18 protein-coding genes, 1 tRNA gene and 1 pseudogene are annotated in these 17,628 nt (G+C 42.9%); 12 read left to right on the plus strand and 8 right to left on the minus strand.

What is annotated here, in order from left to right; translation table 11 throughout:
- Positions 1 to 9: 9 nt before the first annotated feature.
- The gene (locus CKY02_RS14910) at positions 10 to 630 is read left to right on the plus strand and encodes a carbonic anhydrase (protein ID WP_112895895.1); all 621 of its coding nucleotides are present in this window, start codon (positions 10 to 12) and stop codon (positions 628 to 630) included.
- Positions 631 to 657: 27 nt separating this feature from the next.
- Positions 658 to 1,128, plus strand: coding sequence for a cyanase (cynS, locus tag CKY02_RS14915; RefSeq protein WP_112895896.1), 471 nt, complete (start codon positions 658 to 660; stop codon positions 1,126 to 1,128).
- A 293-nt stretch (positions 1,129 to 1,421) separates the two neighbouring features.
- Here cynS and CKY02_RS14920 read toward each other — a convergent pair whose 3' ends face one another.
- Positions 1,422 to 2,297: an alpha/beta fold hydrolase gene (locus CKY02_RS14920; RefSeq protein WP_112895897.1), complete on the minus strand. Its 876-nt coding sequence runs from the start codon at positions 2,295 to 2,297 to the stop codon at positions 1,422 to 1,424.
- Complete coding sequence (locus CKY02_RS23955) at positions 2,294 to 2,485, minus strand: hypothetical protein (protein ID WP_146747453.1); 192 nt, start codon at positions 2,483 to 2,485, stop codon at positions 2,294 to 2,296. The genes CKY02_RS14920 and CKY02_RS23955 overlap by 4 nt, the downstream gene beginning before the upstream one ends.
- Positions 2,486 to 3,063: 578 nt before the next feature.
- Here CKY02_RS23955 and CKY02_RS14925 point away from each other — a divergent pair.
- The 3 genes from CKY02_RS14925 (at position 3,064) to CKY02_RS14935 (ending at position 5,726) form a co-directional block, all read left to right on the plus strand.
- Entirely contained in the window at positions 3,064 to 3,561 is a 498-nt protein-coding gene (locus tag CKY02_RS14925; protein WP_112878387.1) for a hypothetical protein, read from the plus strand.
- Entirely contained in the window at positions 3,561 to 4,025 is a 465-nt protein-coding gene (locus tag CKY02_RS14930) for a hypothetical protein (RefSeq protein ID WP_112895898.1), read from the plus strand. The genes CKY02_RS14925 and CKY02_RS14930 overlap by 1 nt, the downstream gene beginning before the upstream one ends.
- Positions 4,026 to 4,484: 459 nt before the next feature.
- Complete coding sequence (locus CKY02_RS14935) at positions 4,485 to 5,726, plus strand: ATP-binding protein (protein ID WP_112895899.1); 1,242 nt, start codon at positions 4,485 to 4,487, stop codon at positions 5,724 to 5,726.
- Between the two features lie 210 nt (positions 5,727 to 5,936).
- On the opposite strand, the gene CKY02_RS14940 is transcribed toward CKY02_RS14935, so the two are convergent.
- Positions 5,937 to 7,121 (minus strand): BaiN/RdsA family NAD(P)/FAD-dependent oxidoreductase, encoded by a 1,185-nt coding sequence (locus tag CKY02_RS14940; RefSeq protein ID WP_112895900.1) that lies wholly within the window; start codon positions 7,119 to 7,121, stop codon positions 5,937 to 5,939.
- A gap of 269 nt (positions 7,122 to 7,390) precedes the next feature.
- Here CKY02_RS14940 and pitA point away from each other — a divergent pair, with 269 nt between their 5' ends.
- Positions 7,391 to 8,881, plus strand: a complete 1,491-nt coding sequence (gene pitA / locus CKY02_RS14945) for an inorganic phosphate transporter PitA (protein ID WP_112895901.1) — start codon at positions 7,391 to 7,393, stop codon at positions 8,879 to 8,881.
- A gap of 54 nt (positions 8,882 to 8,935) precedes the next feature.
- Here the strand turns inward: pitA and uspB are convergent, their stop codons facing one another.
- Positions 8,936 to 9,271: a universal stress protein UspB gene (uspB, locus tag CKY02_RS14950; RefSeq protein WP_049583893.1), complete on the minus strand. Its 336-nt coding sequence runs from the start codon at positions 9,269 to 9,271 to the stop codon at positions 8,936 to 8,938.
- Between the two features lie 460 nt (positions 9,272 to 9,731).
- Between uspB and uspA the strand changes: the two genes are divergently transcribed.
- Both uspA and gdhA read left to right on the plus strand, forming a co-directional pair.
- Positions 9,732 to 10,163: a universal stress protein UspA gene (gene uspA, locus CKY02_RS14955; RefSeq protein ID WP_036779007.1), complete on the plus strand. Its 432-nt coding sequence runs from the start codon at positions 9,732 to 9,734 to the stop codon at positions 10,161 to 10,163.
- A 261-nt stretch (positions 10,164 to 10,424) separates the two neighbouring features.
- Entirely contained in the window at positions 10,425 to 11,768 is a 1,344-nt protein-coding gene (gene gdhA, locus CKY02_RS14965; RefSeq protein ID WP_112895902.1) for an NADP-specific glutamate dehydrogenase, read from the plus strand.
- Between the two features lie 37 nt (positions 11,769 to 11,805).
- Here the strand turns inward: gdhA and rsmJ are convergent, their stop codons facing one another.
- Together rsmJ and prlC are read right to left on the minus strand one after the other, a co-directional pair.
- The gene (gene rsmJ / locus CKY02_RS14970) at positions 11,806 to 12,549 is read right to left on the minus strand and encodes a 16S rRNA (guanine(1516)-N(2))-methyltransferase RsmJ (RefSeq protein WP_162120412.1); all 744 of its coding nucleotides are present in this window, start codon (positions 12,547 to 12,549) and stop codon (positions 11,806 to 11,808) included.
- A 5-nt stretch (positions 12,550 to 12,554) separates the two neighbouring features.
- Positions 12,555 to 14,597, minus strand: a complete 2,043-nt coding sequence (prlC, locus tag CKY02_RS14975) for an oligopeptidase A (protein ID WP_112895904.1) — start codon at positions 14,595 to 14,597, stop codon at positions 12,555 to 12,557.
- Between the two features lie 236 nt (positions 14,598 to 14,833).
- Here prlC and CKY02_RS24740 point away from each other — a divergent pair.
- A tRNA-Sec gene (locus CKY02_RS24740) sits at positions 14,834 to 14,928 on the plus strand.
- Positions 14,929 to 15,232: 304 nt separating this feature from the next.
- Here the strand turns inward: CKY02_RS24740 and CKY02_RS14980 are convergent.
- On the minus strand, positions 15,233 to 15,613 hold the full coding sequence (locus CKY02_RS14980; protein ID WP_112895905.1) for a hypothetical protein: 381 nt from the start codon (positions 15,611 to 15,613) through the stop codon (positions 15,233 to 15,235).
- 98 nt (positions 15,614 to 15,711) lie between these two features.
- Complete coding sequence (locus tag CKY02_RS14985) at positions 15,712 to 16,014, minus strand: hypothetical protein (RefSeq protein ID WP_112895906.1); 303 nt, start codon at positions 16,012 to 16,014, stop codon at positions 15,712 to 15,714.
- Between the two features lie 264 nt (positions 16,015 to 16,278).
- Here CKY02_RS14985 and CKY02_RS26340 point away from each other — a divergent pair, with 264 nt between their 5' ends.
- The 3 genes and pseudogenes from CKY02_RS26340 (at position 16,279) to CKY02_RS25795 (ending at position 17,309) form a co-directional block, all read left to right on the plus strand.
- Positions 16,279 to 16,413: a hypothetical protein gene (locus CKY02_RS26340; protein ID WP_256448166.1), complete on the plus strand. Its 135-nt coding sequence runs from the start codon at positions 16,279 to 16,281 to the stop codon at positions 16,411 to 16,413.
- A 96-nt stretch (positions 16,414 to 16,509) separates the two neighbouring features.
- Positions 16,510 to 16,809: pseudogene (locus CKY02_RS14990) on the plus strand (virulence RhuM family protein); the annotation flags it as partial.
- A 284-nt stretch (positions 16,810 to 17,093) separates the two neighbouring features.
- Positions 17,094 to 17,309 (plus strand): hypothetical protein, encoded by a 216-nt coding sequence (locus tag CKY02_RS25795; RefSeq protein ID WP_238399155.1) that lies wholly within the window; start codon positions 17,094 to 17,096, stop codon positions 17,307 to 17,309.
- Positions 17,310 to 17,628: the final 319 nt, after the last annotated feature.

Below are 17,628 nucleotides of genomic sequence, written 5' to 3' on the forward strand. Positions count from 1 at the left end.
AGTGAAGACATGCAGGATATTATTGAAGGCTTTTTACAATTCCAGCGCGAGGTATTTCCAAAGCGTTGCGAGCTTTTCAAGCGGCTTGCCGCCAGCCGTGTGGTTCCAGAGCTTCTGACTCAGAGTGAGCCAGGTGATCTGTTCGTGATACGTAATGCTGGTAACATCGTTCCGTCGTACGGTGCAGAATCTGGCGGTGTTTCCGCTACCGTTGAGTATGCGGTCGCTGTGCTTGGGGTCACCGACATTGTGATCTGCGGACATTCAGATTGTGGTGCCATGACCACAATTGCAAGCTGTAAATGTATGGATCACCTTCCCGCGATTACAAGCTGGTTACGCTATGCGGATTCTGCGAAAGCGATTAATCAGGCATGTGCGCACGTTAGTGAGACTGCTCGAATTGATTCGATGGTACGTGAAAACGTCATCGCTCAAATTGCTAATATCAAGACTCACCCGTCCGTGGCGCTCGGGCTGGAACAGGGACACTTGAATCTACACGGTTGGATTTACGACATAGAGGCTGGTTCGATCGATGCTCTAGACGGCTTGGTCGGCCAATTTGTTTCGCTTGCGGACTATCCGCATGTTTCTGCAACGCAATCCGTGTTTCACCACGGTATTTAAATAGCTTATTAATCCAAAGGAATCATTATGACACAATCTCAATACTCCCAAACTCCCCGGCTGGCCCTTACTGATGCTATCATCGACGCCAAGACACGCAAGAATTTGACGTTTGAGGATATTGCACAAGGAACGGGTCTGAGCCTCGCATTCGTCACTGCTGCACTGCTCGGCCAACATCCTTTGCCCGCTGATGTTGCGAGGATTGTGGTTGACCGACTTGAACTCGACGAAGATGCCTTCCTTCTGCTGCAAACTATCCCTGTACGCGGTAGTATCCCCGGAGGTATACCGACTGATCCGACTATTTACCGATTCTATGAAATGGTGCAAGTTTACGGTTCAACGCTTAAGGCGCTTGTCCACGAGAAGTTTGGTGATGGCATTATCAGTGCAATTGACTTTAAACTTGATATCAAAAAGGTCGATGATCCGAATGGCGGTTCACGAGCTGTAATTACGCTAGATGGGAAATATTTGCCGACTAAGCCGTTCTAAAACAATTGCAATTGTTGGCATCGGCAAGAGGTTTGAATTTGAGAGATAAACCTCTTGCCATTTCAAATTAAAGTTTATTAACTAGCCACTTCGGTTTTGTATAAGATGTATAGGGAGTAGATCGAAATTGCCGTTTCGCTCCCTGAATGAATGAGCAAAATCAGGCCATACCAAGGCCAGCAAAGCCTGCGACGACGATGATAATCTCTACATCTGTGGTCTACGGTATGTCTGTTTGTGGATCATGGTCTGTGTACTTTTATTCATCATAGTTCTCCAGAGGATCAAAGGGATTATGGCAGGTCTGAAGGGATTATAGTTCCAGCAGGATAAAACGAAGGGTTCGCACAGAATTGGTCAATAACCTGCATCAACTGCGAAGGGCGCTCATAAACGACCGCATGTCCGCACTCTATCTCTGTAAAGCGTGCATCCTGAATTGCACCAAACAGAGCTTTGCTGTGGCGGATGGGCGTCATTTGATCATGTGTACAGCCAATAATCAGTGTTGTGGCTTTTATCGTAGGAACAATTTGAGTGATATCAACCCGGCCATTAAGGTCCATTTGTAATGCTTCAAATTCCTCTGGTATGGCATTTTCGAAGCTGATTGCAAACTGATCTGGAAACATATTTACATGACTGGCACCGCTGAAAGCGCAAAACATCACAAAGTCTGCAATAGCAGGTGATTGGATCTCATATAACTGACGCCAGACAGATAAAAATCGTTCTAACTGTAAATCTGTTTTCATCCATCCTGCGATCAGAACCAAATTACAAACCAGATCCTGACGTTTAGCGGCAACAGAAGCAGTAACAACAGCTCCCAACGAGTAACCTATTAGTGTGACAGGTTCTCCCAACGCTGCTGCTTCAATAACAGCTTCGACCTGTTTTTCAAGATGTTCGAGGGTAAGCGTTTCGTTTGCTTTTACGGGTTGAGAAAAATCTAGGGATATAACTCGATTTTCCGAGGCAAGCAGTTTAAAGAGATAACCGAAATGTATCTCTGTGCTGCCGCCAGTGCCATGTACCAAGACGATAGGATTTCTCTTGGCGCTATTCTTATTTGGATCTAGAGGTTGGGATGTGAAGAACTTTACATCTTTTCCATCTACGTTTATGACATTTTCGTTGATATTAAATTTTTGCTCGGATTTATTCATGGTAATGAAATATCTCCTGATAGATATGGGTTATATAGAAGCCAAATATAAATATACCTGTCATCCTTCAAGTTGCCTCTTTGTTGGTTGTACCCACTCACTCCGGTCACATAGTTCGCTATGCTCCCAGGGATTCGCTCCCTTGCCGTCGCGATGCATCTTGAAATCCATAGGGTATAATTAAACAATTATCTTGTTAGTTTCTTAATTAAATTAGTAACTCAGTATAGAGTTATTGTCAAATTATAAAATTAAAATAGTGTCGTGCTTGAATATTAATATTATTATAAATTCCAATATTAGATCTTGTTTATTGTGTTTTTGCGATATTGCAGGCAGGGAAAATAAGTTTCAACCTATTAATTAGGCTGAAAGTTTTTTTCTGGCTGAATGGAGGTAATATCAAAATATTAAAAAGCTTATATGCTGGATTGTCTTATTAATTTCTTATTTCACATTGACAGAATTTCATCCTCATACCATAGTGATTACATCACTTTTTTATATATGATTGCATTGTTAAATAATTTTATTCACCTATTTCTTGAATATTATTGATTGATAATTTATATGATTAAGAATTACCATTAATACACACAGATCATTTTTCGAAATATTTCATGAAGTATTTTTTTCGTTCTGACAGCATTCTGTTACGACGCTCGACTCGGTTTATACAATTCATCAGCGTGTATAGTCTGCTTCAGAGGGATAAAACTGAATGGCATCATCAGATATTTAACACACCTATTTCAGGAGATGAAAAATGTCTACTCAAATCGTGAATGAACCAGATCCGCAATATGTGGTGGCAGAAGGTGAGAAACGAGCTATACGCACGATTAAGCTATTTATTTCTTTGGGCTTTATCGCAGAGGCTGGATTTCTTTTAATGAGTTTTATTTTATTTCCCGACAATGGCCCTCTGGTATGGCGTCTCGTATGGGCGCTTGGTTTATGTGGTATTGGCATGGGGGCCGCTGTTGGGGGACTGACTTACTTGGTATCAGCACGTTTCACGCCAGGAAGTACCGGCGCTTATATCATGACCGCCGTGAGTAGCGCTCTGTTATTCAGTGTTTGCCAAACACTTTGTTGGGGCTTGGACCACAACGTGGGGCTGAATTATTGGGGTTCAATAGAAATGCCGTTGCTATTCCTGATTAAAGGATACACTGCCGCACTTATTGCTGGCATTTTGGGTAGTTTTCTTCTTAACTCAGTAACTGGTGCGAGATTCCTTGCTCGTCTCAAGGTCTTTTAGTGAATAAGAAATTAACTTTGCCTAACAGTTTCGCTATTTCCATATTTCTGGCTGTATTGGCTGCATGCCTAAATCTTATATTATGGTGCGCTGATATTTTGGAAATGGCACATAGCGTCCCGCTAAAGGGGTTAATGATTATTTGGTATCTCTTGGGATGGGGTTTTGCTCCGGGCTGTCTGACCGTGCTCACCATCAATTCAATCAGGGGAAGATTACCTCAGAGGGTGGGTTCGGTGGTTGCCATGTTTATAAGCTTTCTGTTGGTTACAGGGATTTGCGGCTTGGTTTATGCTTACCTGACAAACTCCTCTTTTATGCAAATTGCTATGGGAGGCATGGCTGATCATCATTCTTCGGTGAATCACGGAACTATTCTTGGTTTTATTACGCAACTGCTGCCCAGTTTATGTGCAACGGTTATTTCAATCATGAATGCTTTTTCGATAAAAATGGGGAAGTAGTTTAGCAAAAACCGCCGTAAACCCTTGCCCAGTGCGGGGATATTAGGCCCTAGTTTTGCGAATGCAAGATTGGGGCTTCCTCACGATACAGCTTTACAGTAAGCTTTTTAAGTCCGCCGGCGCTCCTTATCCTCTCTGTGTGCTGGATACAGAGTTCACTGGCGTCGACTCCTCTACTGTCTGATATTGTTAGATTTATTCCTCCAATTACTCTAGCTTTTCGTTACAGTCGTGCCTTTAAGTCCAAAGGAAAAGTTTTGATTGACGTGTAAGAACGTCAGAAATCGACAAATAGACGGAAAGGAAACCAGCAAATAGACGCTATAAAAACCAGCATTTGGACGATGGAGTAGCCAGCAAATAGACGCTGTACAAACCAGCATTTAGACGATAGCATAGCCAACAAATAGACGGAGCAATTTAAGCTTCGTTCTCCACATTGAACATAAAAGAACAACCTTGAATAACGCACTACACCCAAGATACATAGCACCACAGCTCAAGGCAGCATTGGCTGATACACCAGTGGTGTGCCTGCTTGGTCCTCGCCAAGTCGGCAAAACAACGTTGGCGAAATCTCTAGAGCCTGGGCGGGCTTACCTAACTTTCGATGACAGCACTCTGCTTAACACAGCTAAAGCCGATCCCACTGGATTTGTACAAAGCTTGCCAGAACGTGTCACACTGGATGAAGTACAGCGAGTGCCAGAGATCTTGCCTGCCTTAAAAGCAACTATAGACATTCATCGTCGACCGGGGCGGTTCATACTAACTGGTTCAGCTAATTTGCTACTTCTGCCTGGAGTACAGGAATCACTAGCAGGTCGCGTCGAAGTAATCTTTTTGCAGCCACTTTCTGAACAAGAAAAGCAGCATAGTCCAACATCGTTACTCGAACAGCTGATCACTAACAAAATTTCTCCTTCAATCAAAGGGGAACAAATCCTCATTGAAGGCGTAGCAGAAGCTGTAGTACAAGGAGGTTATCCAGAGCCGAGTATGCGCAGTGAGGCGCGAGCTCGTCAGTGGCATAAGCAGTACCTCAACGCCATTATTCAACGTGATGTGAAAGACATTGCAGCGATTCGAGATGAAGACGAATTACTGAGACTCATTAAGATCCTCGCATTGCGTACTGGTAGCCTTTTGAACATCAGTGGATTAGCGAAAGATGTAGGTCTTCAGCGAGAAACCGTTGACAAATACATCACTATTCTGGAGCGCTTGTTCTTAGTGAGACGCTTACCTGCTTGGCATAAAAACCAAGCCAAACGTTTAATAAAAGCTCCTAAAGTTCATGTAGTAGATTCCGGTTTAGCTTGTGCTTTAAACAATCTGAGAGTCGATGATTGGCATAACCTTAGTAATGACTTTGGTGCAGTACTTGAAAGCTTTGTGGTGCAACAATTGATCTGCCAATCGGGTTGGAGTGAACATGAACTGCACTTCTCCCACTATCGTGATAAAGATCAGGTTGAAGTTGATCTGGTTATTGAAGATGGTCGAAGAATCTGGGGAGTTGAAGTTAAAAAAGCAGCCAGCATACAGCCGAAAGATGGTATGGGGTTGGCAAGATTAGCTTCACTGGCTGACAGAGATTGGCAGGGAGGCATCTTACTTTACACAGGTAACAATTGTCTGCCAATTAGCCACGTACCGAACACATTTGCAGTACCAATGAATGCGCTTTGGGGGCATTGATATCCACCATGTCCTAAAGGTTACGAGCAAATTTTTTTACGATTTCACCCTTCTAACACAGTGTTCATTTGGTTCAATAATGCCAATTTCACCCGACGAAATAGATTATGCTAAATTTGCAGTTTTTGATGGGTTGAATATAGCAATATCAATAAATTGTTCATCAAAAACTGCTCCTTATGGGCAAACTTTATTGTCTCTCCACACCAGTCACAATGCTTGAGCACATGCCCAGGCGGAACTCCATGCCCACTGGAAGTTATAGCCACCAAGCCAGCCGGTGACGTCTACCACTTCCCCGATAAAATAGAGTCCTTTTGCCTGATTAGCTTCCATCGTTTTGGATGAGAGTTGGTGAGTGTCAATGCCTCCCATTGTCACTTCGGCGGTGCGATAGCCCTCCGTGCCGTTGGGTTGTACCCGCCATGATTGGAGGTTTACCGCCAACTGTTTTTGTTGATTTGGGTTCAGTTGTTTAAGAGCAATATCTGGGATCTGACCGAGCGTTTGCAGGCACTCTGTCAGCCGCTTTGGTAATAATTTTGCCAAAGTATTTTTTACGCTTTGGTTTGGATGAGAACTCCGCTCTTTCTCCAGAAGGGCTTCCAGATCATTATCTGGAAGTAAGTTAATACTCACAAACTCTCCTGATTGCCAGTAACTGGAAATTTGTAAGATTGCTGGACCAGAGAGTCCTCGGTGAGTAAACAGGATATTTTCTTTGAACAGAACGCCATTTTCGGCGGTAACAATGGCGGGAACAGACACGCCAGAGAGCATATGAAGTTGCTCCAGTAGTGGTTTATGCAGAGTAAAAGGTACAAGGGCAGCGCGGGTTGGCAAGACTTTCATGCCGAACTGTTCTGCAATTCGATAACCAAAAGGCGTAGCTCCAAGACCTGGCATAGATAACCCACCGGAAGCGATAACAAGTGAGCGTGTACTTACTTCTTTTCCGTTAACGATGATAACGAACCCTTGCTCATTTTTTTCTACCTGGCTAACTTCACTGCGCAGACGAATAGTGACCTGACCGGCTTCACACTCTTTCAGCAACATATCAACTATCTGTTGGGCGGAATCATCACAGAAAAGCTGTCCTAGTGTTTTTTCATGGTAAGCAATGCCATGACGTTGAACCAGTTCGATAAAATCCCATTGTGTATAACGGGCCAGAGCAGATTTGCAAAAATGGGGGTTAGCAGAAAGATAAGCTGATGGTTCTGTGTACATATTAGTGAAGTTGCAACGTCCACCACCGGACATCAAAATCTTACGCCCAGCTTTTTTACCATTATCCAGAACTAGTATCCGTAAACCGAGCTGTCCAGCCTGAGCTGCACAGAACAAACCTGCTGCACCAGCACCAATAATCACCGCATCAAATTTTTCCACTGTTTTTCTCTTTATGACTAAATAATTTAGTGGGGAATTTCCCCTAATATGTTGTATTTTTGATAAGTTTGTAGGGAAAAAGTCCTTTATAACTTAAAATTGTCAATTTTTTAAAAGATATGTAATTTAATGATATATAAGGAGTATTCCTATTTCTTATTGTTATCTAGTTGTCATGAAATCAAAAAAAGTTCATATTTCACTTCCCCCGCTAGCATTTGTCACTGATAATGCGCCGCGTTCATGTCCAACTAACTGGCTTAACGTTTATGCTACATCTTTTTACTGGCTTGGATTTTCACACCAGCCTAATGTTAGTACTGGCACTACTGTTTGTGCTATTTTATGAAGCCATTAATGGCTTTCATGATACCGCGAATGCGGTAGCAACAGTTATTTATACCCGTGCTATGCGAGCACAGTTCGCCGTTGTTATGGCTGGGGTATTTAACTTCTTTGGTGTTCTTCTTGGTGGATTAAGTGTCGCTTACGCGATTGTACATTTACTTCCAACCGATCTTCTTCTCAATGTCAGTTCTGCTCATGGCCTTGCTATGGTGTTTTCCATGTTGCTGGCTGCGATTGTCTGGAATCTTGGGACCTGGTATTTTGGTTTACCTGCATCCAGTTCTCATACCCTGATTGGTTCTATCATTGGTATCGGTTTGACCAATGCGATCGTAACCGGTTCTTCTGTGGTTGATGCGTTGAATGTGCCAAAGATGATACAGATTTTCCTGTCGTTGATCCTCTCTCCTTTAATCGGATTGATCATTGCGGGGGCAATCGTGTTTCTACTGCGTCGTTACTGGAGTAGCACCAAGAAACGTAAACGTATTCATCTGACTCCCGCTGAACGTGAAAAGAAGGATGGTAAGCGTAAACCTCCTTTCTGGACACGCACTGCGCTGATTTTATCTGCGGTAGGTGTCAGCTTCTCTCATGGGGCGAATGATGGTCAGAAAGGTATCGGTTTGATTATGCTGGTGCTAATTGGTGTGGCTCCAGCGGGATTTGTCGTAAACATGAATGCCAATGGTTATGACATTGCCCGTACCTACGATGCCATTACTCACTTGCAGCAATATTATCAGCAGCATGGCGCAGCGTTATCCCATGCAATTGAACTGACGCCCTCGGTTGCTGTTGCGGAAGATGAACCGGAAGGGCGATTCCATTGTGATATTACGCGTGCTGTCGTTGTTCTTGATCAGACAGAAAGCCTATTAAAGGGCATTCAGAACTACAGTGAGCTGAGTGCTGAACAGCGTAACAATATGCGTCGCATGTTAATGTGTATTGCTGATACGGCTGAGTCTCTGGCTAAACTGCCGGAAACCCGTGCTGAAGACGCCCGTTTCCTGAATAAATTGCGGAAAGATTTATTACACACCGTTGAGTATGCACCTGTCTGGATTATCATTGCGGTAGCACTAGCTCTGTCTTTGGGAACGCTGGTTGGCTGGAAACGTGTTGCGGTCACTATTGGTGAGAAGATTGGCAAAAAAGGTATGACCTACGCGCAGGGTGTTTCAGCTCAGATGACTGCTGCTGTTTCAATTGGTGTTGCGAGTTATACCGGTATGCCGGTTTCTACTACGCAGGTACTTTCTTCTGCGGTGGCTGGAACGATGTTAGTCGATGGCGGTGGTGTTCAGGGTAAAACCATCCAGAATATCATGTTGGCTTGGATACTGACGCTGCCGGTTTCAATCGGGTTGTCTGGTACGCTTTACTGGTTCGCTTTGAAACTGATTTAATTATTTTAATGGATAATTTGAAGGCGGTATGGATCAACTATACCGCCTTTTTCTTTAATACCAAATCAACATAGAAATTAGGCAAATAACAACTAGTCCACTCAGTGCACTGGTCAAAATAAATTGTTTTCTCAACCTTTCACAACGAAGAACAACTTCTGGATCATGATGATCAAGGTAACGTTGTGAATTGATGTAGTTCACTAGCCGTATTTGCTTATTAAGTTGCCCATGAGTAGTGAAAAAGCCGTTACCGTCTACTGATTGATAAAGTAAGGGATCAGACTGACGAAGAATGGACAGCAATGCTCGTAGTGAAGAGAAGTAGCGCATCATATTGATAATGCAGACAAGACACAGAGCCCAAAACAGTGCGATTGTACTGAACATAATCCCCTCCTTAGAATGGTTAGCTAGAGCTGTCACAAAAAAGAAAAAATCAAAATTGCAGGTGGTGACACCTTATATTTATTGTAGGAAAGATAGTCAGATAGTACAAAAAACCTGTTCTGTGTCAGTTGGGACAAAACTGGCGGAAAAACATCATAAACACTTATCTAGTCAGTTTTATCCAACCATACAACTCTAGAGAGACTGATTAGTTGTTCGCGTAAATATATTGAGTTTCAAGGAAAGCCATAAGTTCAGAGCAGGATTTTGTTATCCATCAAGTGGCAGGAAGAACAATTGTGGTATATGTTGTTTGGTGGATGTTCTTTGTCCAGTCGCTAAATACGATGAGCTGTGATCGAAATAGTACTTGAAGAACATTCTCAGTAGTAATAAACACAGGATAGTGGCAATTTGCCCTGCCAACTCACTAATTCGGCATTATGGAAGGAGTTCGCTTATGGCTTACAAACATATTCTTGTTGCGGTTGATTTATCCCCGGAAAGTCAGGTTTTGGTGAGAAAAGCTGTTTCTATGGCTAAACCGGACAATGCCAAAGTTTCCCTGATCCATGTTGATGTTAACTATTCCGATCTCTACACCGGTTTGATTGATGTTAATCTCGGTGATATGCAGCAACGTATTACTGACGAGACCCGCAGTGCGCTGAAAGCTCTCTCTGCAGATTCAGACTATGACATTCAGGAAACTCTGAGTGGTAGCGGTGATCTGGGGCAAGTACTCGTTGATGCAATTAAGAAATATGACATAGATATGGTTGTTTGCGGTCATCATCAGGATTTCTGGAGCAAATTGATGTCTTCTGCTCGTCAGTTAATTAACACGGTGCATGTTGATATGCTGATTGTTCCTCTGCGTGATGATGAATGACAACAGATTGAAAAGTTATTCGATAAAATCGCCTGCTTATGCAGGCGTTTTTTTGGGTGAAATGGAGTGTTGTTTGGTTTATGCCCGGTGCAATCAAGAAATTTTTTTTACCTTTCTGCAAAAAAACTTCTTGAAAGATGAATATAGAACAGTGATATATTCAAAGGGCAAACACAACTTACCTCACATTTTCGACAAAAATAATTATTAGAAAATGATTGGGGTTCCATCACAACCGAAGTAGAAATAAGGAATAACTAAATGAGCTGTTTACTATCTTTGTCTTCATTTCTTGGATCGATTCAACGCAGGGATGAATATCAACCAGAATATCTCCAGGCTGTTCGGGAAGTATTCACCTCTCTTTGGCCGTTTCTTGAACAAAACCTGAAATACCGCGAACACAGCTTATTGGAGCGTATGGTGGAGCCAGAAAGGGTTATCCAGTTCCGAGTTTGTTGGGTAGATGATCAGGGTAAAGTTCAGGTAAACCGTGCATGGCGAGTGCAGTTCAACTCAGCCATTGGGCCATATAAAGGTGGTATGCGTTTTCATCCATCGGTGAATCTCTCTATTCTGAAATTCCTGGGCTTTGAACAAACCTTGAAAAATGCGCTGACAACCTTACCAATGGGTGGAGGTAAAGGCGGTTCAGATTTTGATCCTAAAGGAAAAAGCCAAGGCGAAGTGATGCGTTTTTGTCAGGCATTAATGACAGAATTGTACCGCCATTTGGGGCCAGATACCGATGTTCCCGCAGGCGATATTGGTGTGGGTGGCCGTGAAGTGGCTTTTATGTCAGGGATGATGAAGAAGCTTTCTAACAACACGGCTTGTGTATTTACTGGCAAAGGTCTCTCTTTTGGCGGTAGTTTGATTCGCCCGGAAGCAACTGGTTATGGTCTGGTCTATTTCGTCAATGCCATGTTAAAACGTCATGGCATGAGTTTTGAAGGTATGCGCGTATCGGTTTCCGGTGCTGGTAATGTCGCGCAATATACGATTGAAAAATGTATGGCATTGGGAGCGAAAGTGGTAACCGCTTCGGATTCCGGCGGTACCTTGGTCGATGAGGAGGGTTTCACACCAGAGAAGCTGGCTCATCTTGAAGAGATAAAAAACCAACACTATGGCCGAGTGGAAGAATATGCCAGAGAGCGGGGTCTGACTTTCTTGAAAGGGTTACAACCGTGGTCTGTGCCGGTTGATATCGCTTTGCCATGTGCTACCCAGAATGAACTGGATTTGGATGCGGCTAAGGTTCTTATCAAGAATGGCGTTAAAGCTGTTGCTGAAGGGGCGAATATGCCAGCAACTATTTCAGCAACTGAAGCCTTTATTGAAGCAGGTGTGCTATTTGCACCAGGTAAAGCAGCCAATGCGGGTGGCGTGGCAACATCTGGTCTGGAAATGGCACAAAATGCGGCCCGTTTAGGTTGGAAGGCTGAAAAAGTGGATGCACGTTTGCATCACATCATGCTAGATATTCACCACGCCTGTGTTGAGTATGGTGGCGAGGGTAAACAGACCAATTATGTTCAGGGTGCGAATATTGCTGGATTTGTGAAAGTTGCCAATGCCATGCTTGCTCAAGGTATTCTGTAGGCTAAAAGATATCAGCCGCAATATACGGCTGATTTTTTTAACAAGGATAAATGTCAAAACGGTGGTTTTTCGTGGTGATAGCTGCTGATGCAGCGACTCCAGCTAAGGGTTCTGCATAATCAGGCCGCTTTACCACGACGCGGCGTTTTGCCAAAGCGCGTGCAGGGGATAGCAAACTATCAGCATCTTCATCAGCGCCAACCAGAGATTGGAACACTCGCATCTCTTTTTTAACCAGTGCACTTTTCTGCCTATGTGGATACATAGGATCAAGATAAACGATATCGGGCTGTGGCGTAATATCGGCCAGCGCTGTAATGCTGGAGGCATGGAGCAGTGTCATGCGCTCTTGCAGCCAGCCACCAATTTCTTCATCCTGATAACCCCGTTGCAGCCCATCATCCAGCAATGCTGCGACTACAGGATGGCGTTCCAGCATTCTTACATGACAACCCAGAGATGCCAGTACAAAGGCATCGCGCCCCAGGCCTGCGGTAGCATCTACGACTGTTGGCAGATAATCTTTTTTGATCCCTATGGCCTTAGCGATAGCTTCACCGCGTCCGCCACCAAAACGGCGGCGATGGGCCATTGTACCTGATACAAAATCGACATAGATGCCACCTAGCTTTGGTTCATCTCGTTTGCGAAGTTCAAGGCGTTGAGGGGTAAGGACCAACGCCATAATAGCGCTTTCGTTATGCACCAACCCCCAGCGCTCTACCAGTTGAGATAAGGCGCTGTTATCAGCGCCTTGTTCACAGATTAAACAGATACCCACCTTAATTATCCTTTGATACCGGCCTTGCGCAGCATTGCATCCAGTTTTGGTTCACGGCCACGGAAGCGTTTGAACAGCTCCATTGGTTCTTCGGAACCACCACGGGACAAAATGTTATCAAGGAAAGATTGCCCGGTTTCGCGGTTGAAAATGCCTTCTTCCTCGAAGCGGGAGTAAGCATCGGCTGCCAACACATCAGCCCATAGATAACTGTAGTAACCCGCGGCATAACCACCGGAGAAGATGTGGGTGAATGAATGTGGGAAACGGCCCCATTCAGGTGAAGGCACTACCGAGACCAATTTTTTCACTTCCTTTAAGGTCTTCATGGTCTGAGCACCTTTCTTTGGATCATACTCAACATGCAGACGGAAATCGAACTGACCAAACTCAAGCTGACGCAAGATCCGCATAGCCGCTTGATAGTTTTTCGCTGCTAAAAGATTATCCAACATGGATTGTGGTAGAGGCTCTTGGGTTTCATAGTGACCAGAGATAAATGCCAGTGCTTCTGGTTCCCAACACCAGTTCTCCATGAACTGGCTTGGCATTTCGACTGCATCCCACGGTACACCGCCAATACCGGAAACGCCGGCAGTTTCAATCTGGGTCAGCATATGCTGTAGACAGTGACCGAACTCGTGGAACAGCGTATTAACTTCATTGTGGGTGAACAACGCTGGTTTATTACCAACAGGTTTATTGAAGTTGCAGTTCAGATAAGCGACAGGTTTTTGCAGTTCACCGTTGGAACGACGCATTCTGCTGATACACTCATCCATCCAGGCGCCACCACGTTTATTCTCGCGTGCGTACAGATCCATATAGAAACTACCGCGCAGCTCATTGGTGTCATCGTACAGATCAAAGAAACGGACATCCGGATGCCAAGTTTCTACATCATGGCGCTCTTTGGCAGTAATACCATAGATACGGCGAACAACTTCGAATAACCCTTCAACAGCCTTTTGTTCAGGGAAATAAGGACGTAACTGCTCATCATTGATAGAGAACTCGTACTGTTTTTGTTTTTCGCCATAGTACGTCATATCCCAAGCTTCCAGCTTGTGGGCACAATGATGCCATTTAGCAAAACCTTTTAATTCATCTACTTCTTCTTCGCCCTGTGGATGCGCGCGTTTTGTCAAATCATTCAGAAAATCCAATACTTCCTTCGGGTTTTTTGCCATTTTGGTTGCAAGGGATTGTTCAGCATAATTTTTGAAACCAAGCAATTGAGCCTGTTCGTGACGCAGCGCAAGGATTTCGGCGATCACTTCGCTGTTATCCCATTTACCTGCATTTGGGCCTTGATCGGATGCGCGGGTATTGTAGGCGTGGTAAATTTCTCGACGCAGTTCACGGTTATCTGCATAGGTGATAACCGGCTGATAACTTGGTGCTTCTAAAGTCAGTAGCCAGCCTTTTTGCCCTTTAGCTTCTGCTTGTGCTTTAGCGGCGGCAAGCGCGCTTTCAGGCAGACCAGCCAGATCTTTCACGTCAGTAATTAATTTGGTCCAGCCCATAGTGGCATCAAGCACATTATTGTTGAATTGCGAACTTAAATCTGACAAACGAGCACTGATCTCGCCATAGCGTTTCTGCTTCTCTTCAGGCAGACCAATACCTGATAGTTTAAAATCACGCAGTGCATTTTCGACAACTTTGCGTTGAGGCACAGAGAGCTTCTCAAACTCCGCGCTTTCACGTAATGACTTATAGGCTTGATATAGTCCCTTGTGTTGACCTAACCAGGTACTGAATTCGGACAGTAATGGCAAACTTTCTTCATAGACGGCGCGTAATTCTGGGCTGTTTTTAACCGAATTCAGATGATTGACTGGTGACCATGCACGGGATTGCTTATCACTTGCTTCGGCCAATGGCTGACACAGATTATCCCAGGTAAAAACGGTATTCTCGGCCAATATTTTTTCGATAGTTTGGCGATAATTGGCAATGACTTCTTTTACAGCGGGAACAACATGTTCTGGTTTAATAGAAGAAAATTTTGGTAAACCTGATGGAACGAGTAACGGATTAGTCATATAAAGCGTCCTTTTTATGTGTTGGATACATTGCTGAGAGGAGCAACCTTGTATCGTAATGGGTATCGGCTAATAAGATGTAGGTAAAATTCGACAAACTCAACGCGAATGTTGAGTTTATGAACAACAAAATTTAATGCTTTTTAGGAAATTGAGAATGATTTCAGCAAACGGATTCAGAAGCCAGATAATATGCGTTATGATTAGCTCCTTTTCATAATTCTTTGTATTTATATGGAAGATCATCGTCCCCGGTGGGGCGGCTGGACTTCAAATCCAGATGGGGCCGCCAGCGGTCTCTGGCAGGTTCGACTCCTGTGATCTTCCGCCATCCGCACTCGCCCCAGAAAAAGTCATCAAAATTAGTTTTTGCAATCAGCCGAGCGCCGAAGCTTTTTAACGCCTGTAGTTGTTCCGGGGTTCTGGAGGCGTGCCGGTTGTACGTTTTGATGCTTATCTATTTTCCCGGCGTTTTGTACATTAAAATCACTCTTAATGCACAGTCGGGCTGGGAACTGTTGGTGAGGCAGCAGGTTTCTTCGCTCTTATTACGACCTATTTACGACCTATTGGCTGAAAAAATTATAGGGACAGCTTTGTGTCGCAGCACAAAATGGTAAACAGTGTCACGGACTCTAGCCATCCCTTCCATTTTTGCCATTTTGACCACCATTAGGACCTCCTTTCCCTCCTGATCCACCTTTTCCTCCTTTCCCTCCATCGCCACCACTGCCTCCATTACCACTTCCTGAACCATTCCCTCCTCTCCCACCATTTCCACCGTTAGGTCCTCCTTTTCCACCATCTCCTCCTTTTCCGTTATTTTTACCAGCTATACCGTCGCCGCCGTTGCCGCCATTTTTACAACTAGGGGTACCATTCTTACCATTTTCACCTTTTTTTCCATCAAGGACAGAGCATTTAATGACCTCAGTTATTTGTTTTGAATAGCTTGCTGTGGAAAATAGTAGAGGGATAGTTAAACTGAATAAAAAAAATAAATTCTTATTAATCATATAAATACCTTATAAAAATCCTTTGCTTAGAAAAAGCGTCAGCCTCAAAAAAACAAAGGATGTGAAAGTTAGCTTTTACCTTTAACCGCTATTTACCCCTAATTTCCACTTCCATTTCCGTTACCACTACCATTCCCGTTACCGCTACCATTGCCGCCACTACCACCGTTGCCGCCATTACCACCATGAGATCCTGCTCCACTTCCGCCATTACCGCCGTTACCACCAGGTCCTCCATTTGAACTATATAATTTCAAATCAAAATCTAAATTTGTTGAATTTTGATTTTCTAAATTGAATTGATTTTTTAGGGAGGTGGTTTCTGCTGAGGCTATTGGTGTGATTGAAAGGAAAGAAACAGTCAATAATGAACTTGTTAAAAATAAGGATGTTTTTTTCATAAATGCTCCATTTACTATATGACTATATGACTATATGACTATATGACTATATGACTATATGACTATATGACTATATGACTATATGGAACAATATTAATAACCTTCACTAAATATAATTTGAGTGAATTTAACTTTCAACAATAATTTCACTGGCGAGCATAAAAAAGTGCGGGGCACCTATGCGGCAACAGCTTCTGCCAAGTCGTGACTTGCTCTGTTTGGGCATTGAGGCAACCCGAGCGACCATTTCATCATTAAGAAATTATGTGTGCTGATATTGCTGAATTTAAGTTAGTCAAAGCAGTAAAAGATCAGAATGGGCGGAAGGTTGAATTGCCGCTGGCAATTTTTGATCCCATGAATCCGGAACTGGCGAAGATGTCGGTAGCAGGCAACTAATTGGTTTGAGTATTTTAACATTTATTCTTCCAGGTATATTAGTACCATTGGTTTTTCACCTACTTGAGATAACGGTCAATAGAGCGGAGGCAATTGATGAGTGATAATCTGCCTGAAGCACCACAGGGCGAATTTATTTTGTTCCGAAGTGACGATGGTCAGGCACATGTCGAATGCCGTTTTGAATCCGATACGCTGTGGTTATCACAAGCGGAGATAGCCAATCTTTATCAGGTGACGCCTCAGGCGATCACACAGCATGTTAAGGTTATCTATGATGAGGGTGAACTTGTACAAAATTCAACTTGTAAGTCTTTCTTACAAGTTCGACAAGAGGGTAATCGACAAGTTAATCGTAATATACTGCATTACAACCTCTCAGAGGTCTTTTTGGTTTTAGAGAGGGGAAATATAAAGATATAATACCCTTATAATTACAGCTTCATCTTATTAGATAAATAAATTATTCATAGGATTATATACTGTGAATAATTTATTGCTTTTTCATTGAAATAGATAGCGTAAATGAAGTAATTATAAAAAATTAAAATTAATTTATTGAGCGGCCACATTATAAATTTCGTGCTATTAGTCAAGATTTTGTCCATACTACATAGACTATTTTGCATGAATATAGGTTTAATAGTGATTATATAATTGTTAGAGTAAGAGGAATATGTATGTCTTATTTTTTTGATACAGCAGTTAATATTGAGGGAAATAAGAAATTAAGAATGCCTCAGATTGAGGCATACATCAAAATTAGAGAATATTTTAATCAACTAGATAATAAAAAGGCATTAGCTCGAATACTTGAAGAAGTTAAGAGGATGATAAAAGTAAACGAGATTATAGAAAGAATGGTAGCTTTTTTTAGTGAGAGATGTTCAGCCTGATGAACTCATAACTGCTGTTTTTGAGAGTGAATACGATAGCATCGAAAACATTAATAAATATAATGAATTCTTTTTTAATAAAGAAAGTTATTTTATAGTATAGGCAAAATTATTTTCACTTATTATGCTAATGCAATGTAGTATGTAAATTTTAATTTCTGCTGAGAAATTTATGTAATAGATTTTCTTAGCTAAATAACTTTTCAAAATAATAGATCACTTGGAGGGAACTCAGTCCGATTTTTGCGATCTGATCAATTGCGAAAAATCCCAAACCCCAACACGGACTGAGTGATGCCTATCATAGCACCTATACCTC

It is taken from the genome of Photorhabdus bodei, from assembly GCF_003287735.1.
In the GTDB taxonomy this organism is placed as follows: domain Bacteria; phylum Pseudomonadota; class Gammaproteobacteria; order Enterobacterales; family Enterobacteriaceae; genus Photorhabdus; species Photorhabdus kayaii.

Bases quoted from the DNA above. Each gene is read 5' to 3' on its own strand.
- CKY02_RS14910 (WP_112895895.1), top strand. From the start codon at position 10: ATGCAGGATATTATTGAAGGCTTTTTACAATTCCAGCGCGAGGTATTT.
- cynS (WP_112895896.1), top strand. From the start codon at position 658: ATGACACAATCTCAATACTCCCAAACTCCCCGGCTGGCCCTTACTGAT.
- CKY02_RS14920 (WP_112895897.1), bottom strand. From the start codon at position 2,297: ATGAATAAATCCGAGCAAAAATTTAATATCAACGAAAATGTCATAAAC.
- CKY02_RS14925 (WP_112878387.1), top strand. From the start codon at position 3,064: ATGTCTACTCAAATCGTGAATGAACCAGATCCGCAATATGTGGTGGCA.
- pitA (WP_112895901.1), top strand. From the start codon at position 7,391: ATGCTACATCTTTTTACTGGCTTGGATTTTCACACCAGCCTAATGTTA.
- uspB (WP_049583893.1), bottom strand. From the start codon at position 9,271: ATGTTCAGTACAATCGCACTGTTTTGGGCTCTGTGTCTTGTCTGCATT.
- uspA (WP_036779007.1), top strand. From the start codon at position 9,732: ATGGCTTACAAACATATTCTTGTTGCGGTTGATTTATCCCCGGAAAGT.
- gdhA (WP_112895902.1), top strand. From the start codon at position 10,425: ATGAGCTGTTTACTATCTTTGTCTTCATTTCTTGGATCGATTCAACGC.
- prlC (WP_112895904.1), bottom strand. From the start codon at position 14,597: ATGACTAATCCGTTACTCGTTCCATCAGGTTTACCAAAATTTTCTTCT.
- CKY02_RS14980 (WP_112895905.1), bottom strand. From the start codon at position 15,613: ATGATTAATAAGAATTTATTTTTTTTATTCAGTTTAACTATCCCTCTA.
- CKY02_RS14985 (WP_112895906.1), bottom strand. From the start codon at position 16,014: ATGAAAAAAACATCCTTATTTTTAACAAGTTCATTATTGACTGTTTCT.
- CKY02_RS26340 (WP_256448166.1), top strand. From the start codon at position 16,279: ATGTGTGCTGATATTGCTGAATTTAAGTTAGTCAAAGCAGTAAAAGAT.
- CKY02_RS25795 (WP_238399155.1), top strand. From the start codon at position 17,094: ATGTCTTATTTTTTTGATACAGCAGTTAATATTGAGGGAAATAAGAAA.